Origin of the sequence: Streptomyces sp. NBC_01341 (assembly GCF_035946055.1) — a bacterium.
Lineage (GTDB): Bacteria > Actinomycetota > Actinomycetes > Streptomycetales > Streptomycetaceae > Streptomyces.
The window spans coordinates 6,875,561-6,891,020 of record NZ_CP108364.1; the positions used below are offsets into that span (position 1 = coordinate 6,875,561).

General features: G+C 70.4%; 13 protein-coding genes and 1 pseudogene. 4 read left to right on the forward strand and 10 right to left on the reverse strand.

The features are described from left to right. Positions 1-59: 59 nt before the first annotated feature. Positions 60-962 (reverse strand): LysR substrate-binding domain-containing protein, encoded by a 903-nt coding sequence (locus tag OG206_RS30295; protein ID WP_327121728.1) that lies wholly within the window; start codon positions 960-962, stop codon positions 60-62. A 147-nt stretch (positions 963-1,109) separates the two neighbouring features. Between OG206_RS30295 and OG206_RS30300 the strand changes: the two genes are divergently transcribed. Both OG206_RS30300 and OG206_RS30305 read left to right on the forward strand, forming a co-directional pair. After that, on the forward strand, positions 1,110-2,120 hold the full coding sequence (locus OG206_RS30300) for an aldo/keto reductase (protein WP_327121730.1): 1,011 nt from the start codon (positions 1,110-1,112) through the stop codon (positions 2,118-2,120). Between the two features lie 60 nt (positions 2,121-2,180). Continuing rightward, a pseudogene (locus OG206_RS30305) lies at positions 2,181-2,312 on the forward strand (SRPBCC family protein); the annotation flags it as partial. 62 nt (positions 2,313-2,374) lie between these two features. On the opposite strand, the gene OG206_RS30310 reads toward OG206_RS30305, so the two are convergent. After that, the gene (locus OG206_RS30310) at positions 2,375-2,578 is read right to left on the reverse strand and encodes a cold-shock protein (RefSeq protein WP_327121732.1); all 204 of its coding nucleotides are present in this window, start codon (positions 2,576-2,578) and stop codon (positions 2,375-2,377) included. Positions 2,579-2,840: 262 nt separating this feature from the next. Between OG206_RS30310 and OG206_RS30315 the strand changes: the two genes are divergently transcribed. Continuing rightward, entirely contained in the window at positions 2,841-3,386 is a 546-nt protein-coding gene (locus tag OG206_RS30315; RefSeq protein WP_327121734.1) for an MOSC domain-containing protein, read from the forward strand. Between the two features lie 14 nt (positions 3,387-3,400). Here the strand turns inward: OG206_RS30315 and sbnA are convergent, their stop codons facing one another. The 5 genes from sbnA to OG206_RS30340 all read right to left on the reverse strand — a co-directional run bounded on the left by sbnA (position 3,401) and on the right by OG206_RS30340 (position 11,657). Next, positions 3,401-4,483 (reverse strand): 2,3-diaminopropionate biosynthesis protein SbnA, encoded by a 1,083-nt coding sequence (gene sbnA / locus OG206_RS30320; protein WP_327121736.1) that lies wholly within the window; start codon positions 4,481-4,483, stop codon positions 3,401-3,403. Positions 4,484-4,552: 69 nt separating this feature from the next. Then, positions 4,553-5,620, reverse strand: a complete 1,068-nt coding sequence (gene sbnB, locus OG206_RS30325) for a 2,3-diaminopropionate biosynthesis protein SbnB (RefSeq protein WP_327121738.1) — start codon at positions 5,618-5,620, stop codon at positions 4,553-4,555. Further along, positions 5,617-6,624, reverse strand: coding sequence for a TauD/TfdA family dioxygenase (locus OG206_RS30330; protein ID WP_327121740.1), 1,008 nt, complete (start codon positions 6,622-6,624; stop codon positions 5,617-5,619). Before OG206_RS30330 ends, sbnB begins: the two co-directional genes overlap by 4 nt. Before the next feature lie 27 nt (positions 6,625-6,651). After that, on the reverse strand, positions 6,652-9,129 hold the full coding sequence (locus OG206_RS30335; protein WP_327121742.1) for a non-ribosomal peptide synthetase: 2,478 nt from the start codon (positions 9,127-9,129) through the stop codon (positions 6,652-6,654). Further along, positions 9,126-11,657, reverse strand: coding sequence for a Pls/PosA family non-ribosomal peptide synthetase (locus OG206_RS30340; protein WP_442805918.1), 2,532 nt, complete (start codon positions 11,655-11,657; stop codon positions 9,126-9,128). The genes OG206_RS30335 and OG206_RS30340 overlap by 4 nt, the downstream gene beginning before the upstream one ends. A gap of 424 nt (positions 11,658-12,081) precedes the next feature. On the opposite strand from OG206_RS30340, the gene OG206_RS30345 reads away from it, so the two are divergent. Further along, complete coding sequence (locus tag OG206_RS30345) at positions 12,082-12,219, forward strand: hypothetical protein (RefSeq protein ID WP_327121744.1); 138 nt, start codon at positions 12,082-12,084, stop codon at positions 12,217-12,219. Between the two features lie 126 nt (positions 12,220-12,345). Here the strand turns inward: OG206_RS30345 and OG206_RS30350 are convergent, their stop codons facing one another. The 3 genes from OG206_RS30350 to OG206_RS30360 all read right to left on the reverse strand — a co-directional run bounded on the left by OG206_RS30350 (position 12,346) and on the right by OG206_RS30360 (position 15,455). Then, a complete protein-coding gene (locus OG206_RS30350) occupies positions 12,346-12,702 on the reverse strand; it encodes a DUF6204 family protein (RefSeq protein ID WP_327121746.1) in 357 nt (118 codons plus the stop codon). A gap of 90 nt (positions 12,703-12,792) precedes the next feature. Further along, positions 12,793-13,713, reverse strand: a complete 921-nt coding sequence (locus tag OG206_RS30355) for an AEC family transporter (RefSeq protein ID WP_327121748.1) — start codon at positions 13,711-13,713, stop codon at positions 12,793-12,795. Between the two features lie 182 nt (positions 13,714-13,895). After that, complete coding sequence (locus tag OG206_RS30360) at positions 13,896-15,455, reverse strand: mucoidy inhibitor MuiA family protein (RefSeq protein WP_327121750.1); 1,560 nt, start codon at positions 15,453-15,455, stop codon at positions 13,896-13,898. Positions 15,456-15,460 lie beyond the last annotated feature (5 nt).

The window sequence follows — 15,460 nt, forward strand, 5'->3', positions numbered from 1 at the left end:
GCCCGACGGGCCGGGAGTTCCAGGGCCGGGCACGCCGTGCCCAGCACGCGGCGGCCGCGTCATGAGCCGGTTGTGCGCCCGGTCAGTACCGTCTCGCGGAACGACGCCACCACGGGCCGCAGGTCGACCCGGTGCCACGCGGCCCACAGGTGCACGGACTCCTGGTGCCAGGGGAGTTCGCGCACCTCGACGCCGTCGGTGGTCCCGCGGACCATGCTCCGCTGGACGAGCGCGAGACCGAGGCCGGACGCGACAAGTCCCAGTGCGGTCAGGGGGTCGGGCGCGTCGAGGCGGATGTCCGGTGTGAAGCCCGAGGCCACGCATGAGGCCACGAACGCGTCCCGCGCCCCCGGCTCGCCGGAACTCTCGACCGCGATCCACGGCAGACCGTCCAGATCGGCCGCCTCGACCTCCTCGCGGCCGGCGAGCGGATGCCGCGCCGGCAGGGCGAGGAGCAGGGGATCCTCCAGCAGCGGGGCCGCGAGAAGGTCGGGGTCGTCCCCTGCGGGCGGCCGCTGGACCAGGGCGATGTCGAGGCTGCGCTGTCTGAGCCCCACGAACTGCTCCTCGGGTGTCAGGCTGTAGAGCGAGACGTGGATGCCGGGGCGGTCCTCCTGGAGGGCGCGCAGCGCCGCCGGCAGCACACCGGTGTGCATGGCGTCCGCGACGTATCCGATGCACAGACCGCCCTCCTCGCCGCGCCCCAGACGGCGGCCGAGGTTCTCCAGTCTGTCCGCGTGGCGCAGCAGGGCCCGCGTCTCGGTCAGGAAGACCTTGCCGTCGGCGGTCAGACGGATGCGCTGTTGGCTCCGCTCGAACAGGGTGAGGCCCAGGTTCTTCTCGAGCTGGGCGATCTGCCGGCTGAGGGGTGACTGTGAGATGTGCAGTTCCTCCGCGGCACGGCCGACGTGCTCAGCCTCGGCGACGGCCACGAAATAGCGAAGGTGTCGCAGGTCAAGCATGTCAGACCTCGGGGGACTCAACTCAGTCCAAGCGTGTCTTGGACAGTCTCAAGTATCGATCCTAACCTCGAACACGTAAGACCGACGAACCATCGCACATCGCATGAAACGACGTCGGAACCAATCCCTCCCGTAAGGAATCACCTCATGGGCATCGCTCCCCTCCTCTCCGGACCGCTCGGCTTCGGGACTGCTCCGCTGGGCAACATGTTCCGCGCCATCCCCGACGCGGAGGCGGCCGCCACGGTCGAGGCCGCCTGGGCCCACGGCATCCGCTACTTCGACACCGCCCCCTTCTACGGCGCGGGCCTGGCGGAGATCCGTTTGGGCGAGGTCCTTGCCTCCCACCCCCGGGAAGCCTTCGTCCTCAGCACCAAGGTGGGGCGCGTCATCCTCGACGAGGTCGAGGACCCCGCGGCCCGCGAGCTCGGTGAGAAGGGCGGCCTCTTCGAGCACGGCCGCCCCAACACGATGGTGAACGACTACACGGCCGACGCGACGATGCGTTCCATCGAGGACAGTCTCGCCCGGCTGAAGACCGACCGCCTCGACATCGTCTGGGTGCACGACATCGCACAGGACTTCTACGGCGACGAGTGGCTCGCGCTCTACGAGACCGCCCGCACCGGCGCGTTCCGCACCCTCGAGAGGCTGCGCGCCGAGGGCGTCATCAAGGCGTGGGGCCTCGGCGTGAACCGGGTTGAGCCACTGGAACTCACCCTCGACCTCGACGAGCCGAAGCCTGACGCGTTCCTCCTCGCCGGCCGCTACACCCTTCTCGACCACAGCCGTGCCCTGCAGCGTCTCCTGCCCGCTGCCGCCGAGCAGGACGTCGACATCGTCGTCGGCGGGCCCTACAGTTCGGGCGTCCTCGCCGGAGGCCGCCACTTCGAGTACCAGGAAGCACCTGCGGAGATCGTCGCCAAGGTGGAGCGGATCAAGGCTCTCGCCGAGCGCCACGGCGTCGGTATCAAGGCCGCGGCCCTGCAGTTCTCGCTCGCCCACCCGGCAACCGTCGCCGCCATCCCCGGCGCCACCAGGCCGAGCCGTATCGCCGAGGACGTCGCCGCTCTGAGCGAGCGGGTTCCCGCTGACTTCTGGGCGGCGCTGCGCGACGAGAGGCTGATCGCCGCCGACGCCCCCGTACCCACGAGCTGACCCTCCACGCCCCTGTACCCAGGAGCTGACCCTCCCCCGCACACTCACAAGGAGAACCTGATGGCCACGACCAGTGCGTCCGTCCGCATTCCCGTCCCGCCGGACCGTGTCTGGAAACTCATCGGCGGATTCGGCAGTCTGCCGGACTGGCTTCCGTACATCGCCGGCAGTGAACTCGGTGAGGGCGAACGTGCGGCCGAGGGGTGTGGCGGCTGCGCGGACGGCAGCCGCACACCCCTCGGTGCCCGTCCGGGTCAGCCCCGGACGATGTTCTGTGCCTGAGGGCCCTTCTGCCCCTGGCCGATGTCGAAGGTGACGTGCTCGCCCTCCGTCAGCTCGCGGTAGCCGGAGCCGTTGATCTCCGAGTAGTGGGCGAAGACGTCAGGGCCCCCGCCTTCCTGCGAGATGAAACCGAAGCCCTTTTCGGAGTTGAACCACTTCACGGTGCCGCTCGCCATACCGTTCTTCCTTCGTCCCATCCCAGGAGCAGCCCTCGTCGAGCGCGCCCCGGCCCCTGCGACCACAGGAGCCATCAGCCGTACTACCCCGACTCCGACCCTCTTATCCGACATGCGGCAGACCGGGGCGGCGCACCGGCGTCATGGGACACAGGCCGTCGAGGGCAGGTGCTCGGGGTGTGCCCAGGGGCGGGCGCAATGGCCCCTCGCGCGCTCCCTTACAGTCTGACCGGCATGTGTTCCGAGGACGGGTGGGTGCAGGGTGATGGGCCGGGTGACAGCCGTCAGCAGCAATGCGACGTACTCGTTCAGCAAACCGAACCGTGAGGCCATCACCCTGCTCGCCGGCCTCGGCGTCGAAGGGGACGTGCACGCGGGGGCGACGATCCGTCACCAGTTCCGCATGACCTACGAACCGGACCTGCCGAACCTGCGCCAGGTCCACCTCATGCACGAGGAACTCTTCGACGAGCTCGCGCTGAAGGGGTTCGCCGTCACTGCGGGCGGTCTCGGTGAGAACATCACGACCCGGGGTGTCGACCTGCTCGGACTGCCCGAAGGCACCCTGCTGCACCTCGGTGCGCAGGCCGTTCTCGAGGTGACCGGCCTGCGGAACCCGTGCGCGAAGATCAACGACTTCCGGCAGGGCCTGCTCGGTGAGGTCTTCGCCCTGGACCCGGTATCGGGCGAGTTCACTTTCAAGGCCGGAATCATGACCGTGGTACGCCGGGGCGGCCCCGTCCGCCCCCTCGACTCCGTCCGGGTCGAGCTCCCTCCCCTCCCGCATCGCCCCCTGGAGCGCGTCTGAGCGCTGCGGGGGACCTACCTGGGGTTCACGGCAAGCCCCTCACGTGACGCGCTGATGTCCGGCGGAGCGTCAGGTGCGAGCTCGGACGGTGCGGGCCGGCCCGACGGGGACGCCGCCGGAGCGTGCCCGGCCGTCTTCAACGGCCCTTCGCCGTACAGGTCCTGGACCCAGTTGTCCTGGTACACGGTGTCGAGGTACCGCTCACCGAGGTCGGGCGCGACGGCCACCGAGGTGAGACCCGGCGTCCCGTGGTGGGCCAGCCAGTCGATCGCCCCGCTCACCACCGTGCCGGTGGAGCCGCCGAAGAGGAAGCCGCGCCTGGCGAGGCGCCGGCACGCGCGGATCGTGTCGGCCTCCTCGACCAGCACCACCTCGTCGACGTACGACTCGTCCAGGAGCGGCGGCCGCATGCTCATCCCGAGACCGGGGATCAGCCGTCGGCCGGGTGTTCCTCCGAAGGCCACGGAACCCACGCTGTCCACCGCCACGACCCGCACGGGGCGTTCGACGTCCCGGTTCCTGTCCCGGAAGTAGCGCGCGCAGCCCATCAGCGTTCCGGTGGTCCCGGCACCCACGAACAGGACGTCCAGCTGTGGGAAGGCGCGCGTGATCTCGGGGCCGGTCGTCCGGTAGTGGGCCTTCCAGTTGGCCGGGTTGGAGTACTGGCTCAGCCACACGCAACGGTCGTCGGACGCGCACAGGCGCCGGACGTAGTCCAGCCGCGCGCCGAGGAAGCCGCCGTTGGCCTCCTGGCCGGCCACCATGTGGACCTCGCCGCCCAGGGCCTCCATCATCAGCCGTGTGGCGAGGTTGCAGCGGGCGTCCGTCACACAGACGAACCGGTAGCCCTTGCTCGCCGCGATCATGCTCAGCGCCACGCCGAGGTTCCCTGACGAGGACTCGACGAGGACGGAGTCGGGCTTCAGGGTCCCGTCGCGTTCGGCCGCGGCCACCATCTCCGTGGCTGCTTTCAGCTTGACCGAGCCGGCGAAATTGAAACCCTCGCACTTGAGAAGCAGTGGGTGGCCGAAGACAGACTCGACGTCCACATACAGCTCCTCCTCGTTGAAGGCCTGAGGATCGGTGATGACCGACACGACGAACTCCTCCTCTGATCGGTACGCGGTCCATGGGCGGGCCTGGTCCCGGGCCCCCGGGGGCGGTTGTCATCCGTAGCGGCGCCGTTCGTGGAAGAAGTCGTCGACGACGCCGAGCTCGCCGGAACGGGCTACCCGGTCGTAGACGTAGCCGCCGACCGCGAGATCGAGCACTCCGAGGCCGAAGGGTGAGAAGATCACCGGCCGGTCCCTCGCCGGAGTCACCCGCCCCGCCATCACGTCGTCCAGGGTGCCCAGGACGAAGTCCCGGTTACCGGTGAGCTGTTCCGTCAGATGGGGAGAGGTGGCCGCCCGGAGGCAGTGTCCGATGTCGTCCACGACATTGGTGGAGGCCAGCAGGACCTGAGGGGCGAGATCCCGCAACGACACGTGCAGTACGACGGGGTTGTGGTCGAACCACGCCGGATCGTGCACATGGGGCTCGGCGGCCACGGTCGCGAAGACGACGAGATCACTCGTGCGGATCAGTTCCTCCGGGTCGTGGTGCACCGTGACGGCGCCCGCGCCGCCGGACTGCTCCACGTAGAGGCGGAAGCCGGCCGCGCTGTCCGCGGACAGGTCGTACACCCCGACGTCGTCGAACGACCAGCCGGAGCCTTCGAGGAACGTGTGGATGTAGCGGGCGATCAGGCCCGTGCCGAAGAACCCGACACGGGTCGGGCGTGGCCGGTCGCGGCTGAGCCGGTCGGCGGCCGACGCGGCGGAGGCGGCGGTCCTGGTCGCGCTGATGATCGAGCTCTCCAGGCAGGCGAACGGGTAGCCGGTGGCGGGATCGTTGAGGATCAGTACGGCCGAGGCGCGGGGGACGCCGGACCGCACGTTCGCCGGGAAGCTGGAGATCCACTTCAGCCCGTCGACCGGTGACTCGCCGCCGAGGGAAGCGGGCAGCGCGATCATCCGGGAGGTGGGGCGGTCGGGGAAGCGCAGGAACGAGGAGGGCGGGTTCACCGTCCGTCCGGCGCCGTGCAGCCGGTAGGCGGCCTCGACCACCTCCACGATCTCCTTCTCACGCCCGTCGAGGGCATGGCGGACCTGGCTGCCGGGGATGACGGCGAACGACGGCACGGTGACGTCCTCGGCGGCGGAAGCCGTGGCGGTGTGGTTTTCCCTGTTCATCGCGGTCCCTCCTGGATCGACGGCGCCCGGGTGTCCGGACGGGCGGGAGCGGCCATGGCCACGACGACGTCGCGGGGCCCCTCGTACGCTTCCCGGCTGTGCGCGGTCCGTACGTTGTCGACGAGGAGCAGGTCTCCTGCCTCCCAGGGCCGGCGCACGGTGTGCTTCTCGTAGGCCGCGTTGATGGTCCGCACGACCTCCTCGCCGATGGGGTCGCCGTTTCCGTAACGGGTGTTGAAGGGGAGGCCGTCCGGCCCGTACTCGTCCACCAGGTACTCCCTGACCTCCGGTGCGAGCGTCCACTCGTTGAGGAAGGCGATCTGGTTGAACCAGCAGCGCCGTCGGTCGGCCGGGTGGGACGCCACCGCGCCGCGGTGCTGGGTGGTGCGCAGCCCGCCGTCCGGCTGCCAGTCGCAGGAGATGCCCTGGTCCTGGCAGTACCGTTCGACGGTCTCCCTGTCGTCGGTCCCGAACGCCTCGGCCACCGTCGCCCCGATCTCGCCGTTGTAGCTGCGGGTCAGGAGCCAGCCGTCGCGCTCGAACCGCTCGGTCAGTCCGGCCGGCAGGTCGCCGAGGACGTCCGCGGCGTCGGCGAGGCCCGTGGCTCCACCCGTGGCGGGTTCGGAGAGGCAGGCGAAGAGCAGGAGTCCGGGGAAGCCGTGTGTGTAGCTGAGTTCGTGGTGCATGCACATCGGCTGGTTGGGCGGCCACGCCGACGACGAGTAGACGCCGGGGGAGTGGGTCCGGCGGGCGGCGAACGCTTCGCGCTCGGTCACCGGCTCGACGGCCAGCCCGCGCAGCACCTCGGCGACACCGTCCGCGTCGCGCAGGCCCAGCCCGCGGACCATGACGGCGCCGTGCTCGGCGAGTGCGGCACGCAGTTCGTCGCGGGCTCCCGCCGCCCATCCGGCCGCGCCGTCCGCCTCCTTGACCCGCAGCAGTGCGGATGTGCCTGGCTCGCGCGCCACGTCGAGCGGTTGTGCGGTCGTGTCCAGGTAAGTCATCGTGATCTCCTCAGTGTTGTGATCGGTTCACGAGGCGGAACGTTCGTCCACGAGTGAGGCCAGGTCGGTGAGTACGGGGTGTCGCACGAGGTCCTTGAGCGAGACCTCCCGGTCCAGGGAGATCGCGACCCTGACCGCCGTGAGAGAGGTGCCTCCGCGGTCGAAGAAGTTGTCCCGGCGGCCCACGCGACTCCGGGGCACACCGAGCACGTCGGCCCATACCGCCGCCAGCCGCAGTTCGGTGGGAGTGTGCGGAAGGCTGTCGTCCTCGCGGACGGCGGGGGCGTCCGACGCGGCCGCGCGCGCGGACAGTTCGCGACGGTCGACCTTCCCGTTCGCGGTCAGTGGCACGGTCTCCAGCCGGTGGAAGGCCGACGGAACCATGTACGCCGGCAGGGCCTCGGAGAGCCGGTCCCGCACGGCCGCGGGGCCCGCTGCGCCTTCGCCGGTGTAGAAGGCGGCCAGCTGCCGTTCCCGACCGTCCTCCCCGGTGACCACCACCGCCGCCTCGCGCACACCGGGAATCCGCGCGAGAGCGTTCTCGACCTCGCCGATCTCGATCCGGAAGCCACGGATCTTGACCTGGGCGTCCCGGCGGCCGAGGAACTCCAGCTGCCCGTCCGCAAGCCACCTGCCGTAGTCACCACCGAGGTGCAGGCGCTCGCCCGCATGGTGTGGATCGGGCAGGAACGCCGCCCGAGTCCGTTCGGGATCGTTGATGTAGCCGCGGCCGACGCAGACACCGGAGAAGGCGATCGCGCCCGGGGCGCCCAGCGGAACCGGGGAGAGGTGTTCGTCGACGAGATAGACCCGTACGTTGACGATTGGGCGGCCGATCGGGACGCCGTCCGTGTCCGGAACCCGGTCCATGACCGCATGGTTCGTGTCGTCGGACGTCTCGGTCAGGCCGTACGCGTTGACCAGCGGGATACCGGGCATGGCGGCGAACCAGCGCCGGACGAGGTCCTTCTTCAGGGCTTCGCCGGTGACGGAGACGCGGCGCAGGCCGGGCAGTTCGCGTGGGTGCCGCTCCAGGAAGGAGAGGACGGCGTCGAGGTAGGACGGGACGACCTGGAGAACCCCCACCCGCCCGTCGGCCAGCGTGCCGACGAACCGCTCCACGTCGAGGACCGCGTCCTGGCCGACCAGGAGCGTGCGCCCGCCGGCCAGCAGTGCGGACAGGAGCTGCCACACGGAGATGTCGAAGCACTGGGGCGCGGTCTGGGCGACCACGTCGTTCTCGCCGATCTCCAGATCGGCGATCTTCGCGAGGAGGTGGTTGAGCATTCCGGCGTGCTCGACCATCGCACCCTTCGGCTCGCCGGTCGAGCCGGAGGTGAAGAAGACGTACGCGAGATCTCCGGACGCGACCGGTACGCGGGGAGCGGAGGAGTCGCCGTCCTCGCAGAGTGCGCCGATGTGGAAGGTGCGTACCCCCGGCAGAGACCGCACGGCCCGGCCGAGGGTCGCGGTGCTGCCGGGTTCGGTGAGCACCAGCCGGCAGTCCGCGCGGCTGAGCACGGAGGTGATCCGGCCGGCCGGGAAGTGCGGTTCCACCGGCAGGTAGACGCCGCCGGCCTTGGACACCGCGACGACCGCGGCCAGCCACTCCAGGCTGCGTTCCGCCACCACCGCGACGACGTCCTGCCGGCCGAGACCTTCACCGAGAAGAGCGTGTGCCACCCGGTTGGCACGGTCGTCGAGCTGCCGGTACGTCCACTGCCGCTCACCCTGAACCGCCGCGACACGGTCCGGGTGGGCGCGGACCCGCTGCTCGAACAGCTGGTGGAAGCGCAGGTCCGGCAGTTCGCGACGCGGGCCCGCGAGACCGTCCACCTGATGGCGGACCTCCGCGGGGGACAGCAGGCTCTGCCGCCCGTGTGCCGCGTCCGGACCGGAGGCGATCGATTCGAGGGCGGTGAGGTGGTAACCGAGGATCCTGTTCGCGTACGCGTCGTCGATGACGTCGGTCCCGTACCTCAGCCGCAGCACGGAGGCGGAGTCACGTCGCAGGACCGAAACCTGCAGCGCGCAGCCCCGCACCGGTCCGCCGCCGCCCGTCGGGTCGAACACCGTCCGCGGTGCGACGACGGGCAGACCCAGCTCCTCCCGGAGTGCCTCCACCGGAAAGTGCCGGTGGGCCAGAAGCTCCGACTCGGCACGGTCCGCGTGCACCACCAGGGTGCGCCACGAGCCGGAACCGGTGACCAGCCGGCACGGCAGCGGTCCGGAGGCGGCGTCCGCGACATAGCCCGTGGCGACGGCCGATTCCCCGGTCAGCGAGCTCAGCACCCTGGCATGCGCGGCGAGCAGCGGCGCGGTGCTGGAGACCCGCATCGACGTCGTCAGACCGTCCAGGGCCTGGACGAGGGCGGCGGGGACGACGGCCTCGGCCACGGCCGTTCCGGGCCGTGGGGCGCGCGTCCACGGGGCCACCGGGGCGGATCCGCCTGCGGAGAGCACCTCGCGCCAGTACTCCTTGCCGGTGCGTGCGGGCGTGTTCATCGTGTCGCCTCCTCGCCCCGGGTGGCCGCCCGGGTGATCTGGCGGGCGGGATTGCCGCCCCACAGGGTGTCGTCCGGGACCGACTCGCCCTTCATGAGGAAGGAGTCCGGAGCGAGCGTCGCCCCGGCGCCGAGCGTGACGCCGTAGTGCACGAAGGCACCCACCCCGAGCGTGCAGCCGGCTCCGATGGCCGAACTGTCGGACTTGAAGGCGCCGTCCTCCTGCGAATGGCACTGCACGACGCTCCCCGTGTTGAGGGTGGAGCCGTCCCCGATGGACACCATCGTGCGTTCCGTCAGGTGGCAGCCGTCGTCGAAGACCCTGCGCCCGATGCGTACGCCCAGCAGGCGCCACATCACGTTCTTGAAGGGTGTGCCGTTGAAGAGCTGGAGGTAGATCTCCGACGGGACCTTCCAGAAGCGCTCGCGCCGCCAGAAGCGGAGGTCGTAGATGGAGCAGAACAGCGGAGCCGGCGGGTGAAAGGCCGTCACCACGCGTTCCACGAGGACGAAGTACGCGGCACTGACGAGCACCACGAGAATGTTGCCCAGCGCGAACGCCACGGTGCCGACCGAGGTGTAGAGCTCGGCGGAACCCGCCACGACCAGGGTGACCAGGAACGCGTAGATCCAGCGAACGAGCAGGTACAGGCCCATCGTGGCGGCGTTGTGCCTGTTCTTGGCGGCCAGGCCGCTCCGCAGTCCCTCGCCGCTCTTCATAGGGTCGAAACTGCTGTCCCGCCGCACCGAACGCGGTATCTCGAAGGCGGGCGAACCCAGAAGGCCGACGCCTTCCCTGACCTTGCCGTCCACGGGAACCATGACTTTGGTCGCCAGCAGGCAGTCGGCCCCGGTCCGGCCCCGTGCGGGATACGCGATCCTGTTGCCCAGGAAGTTCTGCGGACCGACGGCTGTGCGGGAGACACGGAAGGACGTGCTGGAGAATTCGGCGTTGTTGATCGACAGCCCGTCGGCGACCATCGTCCCCGTCCCGACCGTGCTCAGGTAGGGCGTCTCGTGCTTCACCTCGGTACCGAAGTTCGACCCCGTCTGCTCCACCCGCGAGAGGTCGTACCCGAGCAGCCGGAGGTACGGGACGACGGCCGAACTGTCGCCGAACAGACGGGTCAGGAAACGGCGGTTGGTCAGCAGGGTGATCGCCCGGTGCGCCCCGTAGTGGAAGCCGTAGAGGGGATAGACCCTGTCCGGCACGATGGTGCGGCCGAGCAGCCTGGGGACGACGGCGAGCACGAGGAAGCCGAGCGGCGCGATCACGAACAGCAGCGCGGACGAGGCGATCAGGGCGTCGCGGTAGAACACCCACGACGTGAGGATCGACGGCCCCGGTTCGAGCACCCCGGAGAGCTGGGGCACCTCGGCGAGCAGGATCCCGATCCCGCCCACCGCCAGCGGCAGATAGACCAGCAGGGCGGTCAGCAGCTGCGCGACGCTGTGGAGCGACCTGCGTACGGAACCACAGGGCACGTCCTCCACCACCTGGTACGCGGTGTCGGCGCGCTGCCCGGGTGAACCGTGCCAGTGCTCACCGGCGGGTACCGCCTGACCGCTGTGCAGGGAGGACGCGTGAGCCAGCCGGGCGCCGTCGCCGAGGGACGTCCCGATGTCGAGCACCGAGGCCTCCGCGACCACCGCGTCCTTCCCGAGCGTGACGGGGCCGGTCTCGATCACGCCGTCACGGGCGCGATAACAGGTGAAGAAGGAGTCCTTGCGGACGACCGCGGATTCCCCCACGGACAGCAGGTCGGTGCAGAGGGGCACGTGACGGGAGAAGACCGCCGCGCCGGGCCCGATCCGGGCTCCCAGCGCCCTCAGGTAGAGCGTGTAGACCGGCGAGCCCACGAAGAGCACGAGGGGGTCGGAGCGTACGAGTGTCTTGACGATCCAGAGCCGGAAGTACGCAGCACTCCACACGCGGATCCGTGCGGGCTTCCAGCGCCCCACGAGCACCCACTTCGCCACGATCGGCAGGAGCGACAGCCCGAGGAACACCCCCGCACCGAAGACGACGGAGCGCAGGTACACGTCGAGCACGCCGGAACCGGCGGATATCCACTCGTACCCCTCGACCCCGATGAACCCGACGAAGCACGAGTAGACGAGGAAGGCAAGCAACTGGAGCGTCCCGCACAGGACGTACCTCGGGCTGCCGGTGGCAGCGGGCGGCGCCGTGACGGGCGGAGCTGCGGGCGTCGGCTCGGCCGGGGCCCGTGGGGCGACGGCCGTCACGGCGGAGGCCAGACCTCCGATGGTGGTGTGTGCGTAGACGTCCCGCATCGAGACCGACGGAAGGTCGGCCCGCTTCCTCACCCGCGCGCAGAAGTGAGCCATCACCAGGGAATCCGCGCCCAGGTCGTCGAAGAACGTACTGTCGGCCGCCACATGGTCCAGGTGCATGACCTCGGCCAGCACCTCGGCGAGATCCGCCTCGACGCCCGTGTCCGGTGTTCCGTCGCGGGGCGGTGCGCCCCTGGGCGGAGGGGCGAGTGTGGCGACCTGCTTCGCGGTCATGGGAGCTCCCTCGCGAGAATTGTCTCGGTGATGCGGCTCCGGCTGGGCGCCCCCGTGCGCTCCAGCCGCCGCCGGAAGCGGCGCGCACCGGGCACGGTCGTGGACGGTGTGCGATCCGTAACCGGGCGCCCACCTGCCCGAACCGACTCAATGCGGTCACGTGCGGCGCTGTCTACCAGGCATTCGACGCGGGTAGGACGAAAGTTTGCCCAAAACGGAAGAAATTTGACATTCCTCGCACCGGGGTGAGGCGGAAGCTCCAAAACGGAGGGACGGCCTCGCGCCGACGCGATCCGGCACGACCGTGCGTCCGTGGGCGCGGTCGCGCGCCCGCATTTCCCTTCGCAGGGTGCCCGATTGAGGAATACTGGTGGTCCCCGCCGCGGGTGGCGCGGGGGGTTCTCCATGGTCGGCCGGAGGTTTGGTGGATCTGCTCGCGGCCCTCGACGAAGCGGTCGCCGCTCTGAAGGCCTCCCTGGACGAGGGAGTCCGGCCGGGGCGGCCTCAGCAGCTGGTGGCAGATGTCCAGCGCCGGTTCGCGGAGGCTGCCGATACGGCATGAGGACCGACGGTCCCAGCTGCGCCCGCCGTGGCACGACGGCCTGGATCGCGCTCGCCCCGGCGCGGTGACGGCCTCATCGGGGGTTCCCCGCTGCGACGGGGTCCCGTGCCGGGGCGTCCGTACGCCTCAGATGCCTTTCCTGGCGGCTTCCCGGCGCTGCCGCTTGCCCAGCGGAGCCTGGGAGAGGTCCTCGGCGCTGCTCCGGAGATTCTTGTACCGGTAACCACGCTCGGTCAGCCACTCCTTCGCGGTGGCCTCGGCGCGTTCCGACGCCTCCAGGATGTCCTCCTCCTCACCCGAGTCGAGGAAGCGGAAGGTGAAGGCGTCCCGCGCGGCCACGTCGTAGGTGAGATGGCCCTCGGCAGTGAAGGCTGAGCGCAGTACGTCGTGCTCGTCGGCGTGCGCCAGGAGTTCTGCCCGCTGCTCGGTGCTCAGGCTGTCGAAGACACCGCGGACGGTGATACGGAATGTGCGGTTGCTCATCCACCGAGCTTAACCAGCACACCCTTCCGCGGTCGTCCGGAATACTGCGCCCGCGTTCTGACGGTCGGTATGCGCACGGGACACGAGTCGTCATCCCAGCAGGGTGGCGATGGCGATCAGCGCCGGCACGGAGAAGGCGGTGGACAGGAGGATGGACTCCCGGGCGAGCTGTTCGGCCACGCGGTAGTGCGAAGCGTAGGTGTAGAGGTTCTGGGCTGCCGGAAGCGCGGCTGTGACGACCACGTCCAGCAGTGCCGCACCGTGCAGATGGAAGACGCCCGCCCCGAGTCCCCAGGCGACGAGGGGCTGGGCGGTCGTCTTGAGTGCGGCGGACAGGGCGATGGCCGGCTTGTTCTCCCCCCGGGCCGGCAGGCCGCTTCCGCGCAGGGAAATGCCGAACGCCAGGAGGACCGCCGGGACCGACATGTTGCCGATGAGCGTGAGGGGTTCGAGGGCCGGTTGCGGGACGGTCCAGCCGGAGGCCGCCACGGCGGCACCCGACAGGGAACCGATGGCCATCGGGTTGCGCAGAGGGGTGGTCAGGCGCCGCCACAGTGCGATCCGCTCGCCGTTCCGGTGCAGGTCCAGGACGGTGAGCGCCAGCGGGGTGACCACGATCTGCTGGAAGAGCAGCACCGGGGCGACGAGGGAGGCGTCCCCCAGCACGTAGACCGCGATCGGGATGCCGAGGTTGCCGGCGTTGACGTAACTGGAGCACAGCGCGCCGATGGTGATCTGCCCGGTGCCCCAGCCCCGCAGGAGTCCGACGACGATGAAGACGGACGCCGCCGCGGCGGTACCGGCAGCGGTGACCAGGAGCCGCTCGGAGAGGATGACCGACAGATCGGCACCCGCCAGCGTCGTGAAGAGCAGGGCCGGGGTCGCGACCCCGAAGGCGAGGCCGGTCAGAACCGTCCGGGCGTCCTCACCGAGGCTTCCGCGGCGGCCGAGCAGATAGCCGACGGCTATGACGACGGCGATCACCGCGAAACCGGTGAGAACTCCCTGCATTTCTTTCCTCGGTGCACTGATCGAAGGGGGCCGGGCGAGTGCGGAGCCCTCCGACCGGGCGGCTGCTCACGGGGGCACCGCGCCTTCTCGCGCCCGTGCTCGTACCGCGATGGTGGCAACGGCCTACGGGGGCCGGCCGGCGACCGCGTGGTGCGGCTCTGTTCCGGCAGAGGTCCCCGGGCTCAGAGGCCGGTGACCGCGGCGCTCGCGGAAACCTCGTAGACCAGGACGACCGTACGGTGGCCGTCCGGCGGCAGGGAGATGTCCCAGCGGGCGACGCCCTCGGCGTCCACCTCATCGGGGACAGGAGAGCAGGACTCCGTGCGCAGCCGCACTTCCACCGAGGAGACCTCGGACACCGGAATCCTCTCGTGCAGTGCGACGACCCTGTCGCCCTCCGCGTCCGGGGCACTGAACCGCGACACGTGCAGGCGGACCGTACGCGTGACGACGGTCCGCTGGGTGATTCCGGCGGTGCCGCGCGACTCCTCCGCCTGCCGGACCACACGGTGGTCGTCGCAGCTTCCGAAAGGCAGTTCGACAGAAGCGCCGGGGGAGGTGAAGGCCAGTGTCCCCCGGCCGCTGAAGCCGCTGTCCCTCACCAGGTCCACCGGCCCGGCGAGCAGCGCGTGGCCGGCCCGATTGTCGAACCGCACCACCCTCGTGACCAGAGCGGAGAGCTCCGGGGAGCAGGCGTACTCACTGCGCGCGGCCGTGGTGAAGGCCGAGAGCGGCACACGGTGGGCACGCCCGTCGCCGGGTACGGACACCGGAGCCGGGGCCCGCAGCACCCGCGTCTCGCCACCGTCGTCCACCCCGGGCAGACCGGCCACCGGGGCCGGGCGCAGGGACCCGATCTCCTCCTCGCGCAGTTCGACGTCGACGGCTCGGCGCTCCGCGGCGGAGCGGTCCGTGAGTGTCAGCCGGTCCTCGGCGAGCCGCGGTGGATCGCCGGCGAGAGCGGAACGGGCCGTCGACAGGGTCAGCCGCACGTCCGACCAGTCCTCGCCCGTGCGCTGCCAGACCATCGCGTCGGTCTCCAGGGTCACGGTGTCCCCGTCCAGCACGGCGCGGTAGGCGGGACGCCACAGAGCGCAGGGGGTGAGATGGCTCAACCGCAGCCCGACCCGACCGGCGGCAGCCGTCTCCAAGGTCAGTTCGATGTGCGCGGTGAGCTCGGAGGACTCCTCACCGGTGGCGCACACCGCACGCCGTGCCTCATCCAGTTGACCGGAGATCTCACCCATCTCCTGCTGTGCAGAACGCAGTTGCTCGCCGAACGCATCGCGTTCGCCGTCCAGGCGGTCCAGTTCACGGGCCCAGCGAGGCGAGTCGGTCTCCCCGTGGCCGGCACCCTCGCCGATTTCCCGCAGCAGGTCGGCGGCGAGGCGGTCGAGCAGGTCGAGTCGGGTATGAAGTCGGTCTCGGCGCTGTGCGAGCGCGAGCTGCTGACCTTCGAGTGCGCGTATCCGGTGCCGCAGGGCGGAGTCGTCGGCGGACGGCTCGGGCTCGCGCGGCGTCCACGCGCGTACGACCCGCAGATCGAGCACGGAGGCCGGGTGCCCGGCCGTCAGTTCGGCATGGAGGGTGCGATCGACCGCCAAGGCACTCACCGGCCCGAGGCGCAGCAGCTGGACACCCGCCTCCAGGTCGAGTTCGGCGGCACGTTCGACGTGGGCGCGGTCCTCCAGGCAGGTGACGGCGGTAACGGGGAGGGCGATCGGCTTCGGGGCCGTGGTCATGAGGT

Excerpts from the sequence above, each read along its gene's own strand:
- OG206_RS30360 (WP_327121750.1), bottom strand. The coding sequence starts at position 15,455 with ATGACCACGGCCCCGAAGCCGATCGCCCTCCCCGTTACCGCCGTCACC.
- sbnB (WP_327121738.1), bottom strand. The coding sequence starts at position 5,620 with ATGAACAGGGAAAACCACACCGCCACGGCTTCCGCCGCCGAGGACGTC.
- OG206_RS30295 (WP_327121728.1), bottom strand. The coding sequence starts at position 962 with ATGCTTGACCTGCGACACCTTCGCTATTTCGTGGCCGTCGCCGAGGCT.
- OG206_RS30355 (WP_327121748.1), bottom strand. The coding sequence starts at position 13,713 with ATGCAGGGAGTTCTCACCGGTTTCGCGGTGATCGCCGTCGTCATAGCC.
- OG206_RS30335 (WP_327121742.1), bottom strand. The coding sequence starts at position 9,129 with ATGAACACGCCCGCACGCACCGGCAAGGAGTACTGGCGCGAGGTGCTC.
- OG206_RS30300 (WP_327121730.1), top strand. The coding sequence starts at position 1,110 with ATGGGCATCGCTCCCCTCCTCTCCGGACCGCTCGGCTTCGGGACTGCT.
- OG206_RS30330 (WP_327121740.1), bottom strand. The coding sequence starts at position 6,624 with ATGACTTACCTGGACACGACCGCACAACCGCTCGACGTGGCGCGCGAG.
- OG206_RS30310 (WP_327121732.1), bottom strand. The coding sequence starts at position 2,578 with ATGGCGAGCGGCACCGTGAAGTGGTTCAACTCCGAAAAGGGCTTCGGT.
- OG206_RS30350 (WP_327121746.1), bottom strand. The coding sequence starts at position 12,702 with ATGAGCAACCGCACATTCCGTATCACCGTCCGCGGTGTCTTCGACAGC.
- OG206_RS30340 (WP_442805918.1), bottom strand. The coding sequence starts at position 11,657 with ATGACCGCGAAGCAGGTCGCCACACTCGCCCCTCCGCCCAGGGGCGCA.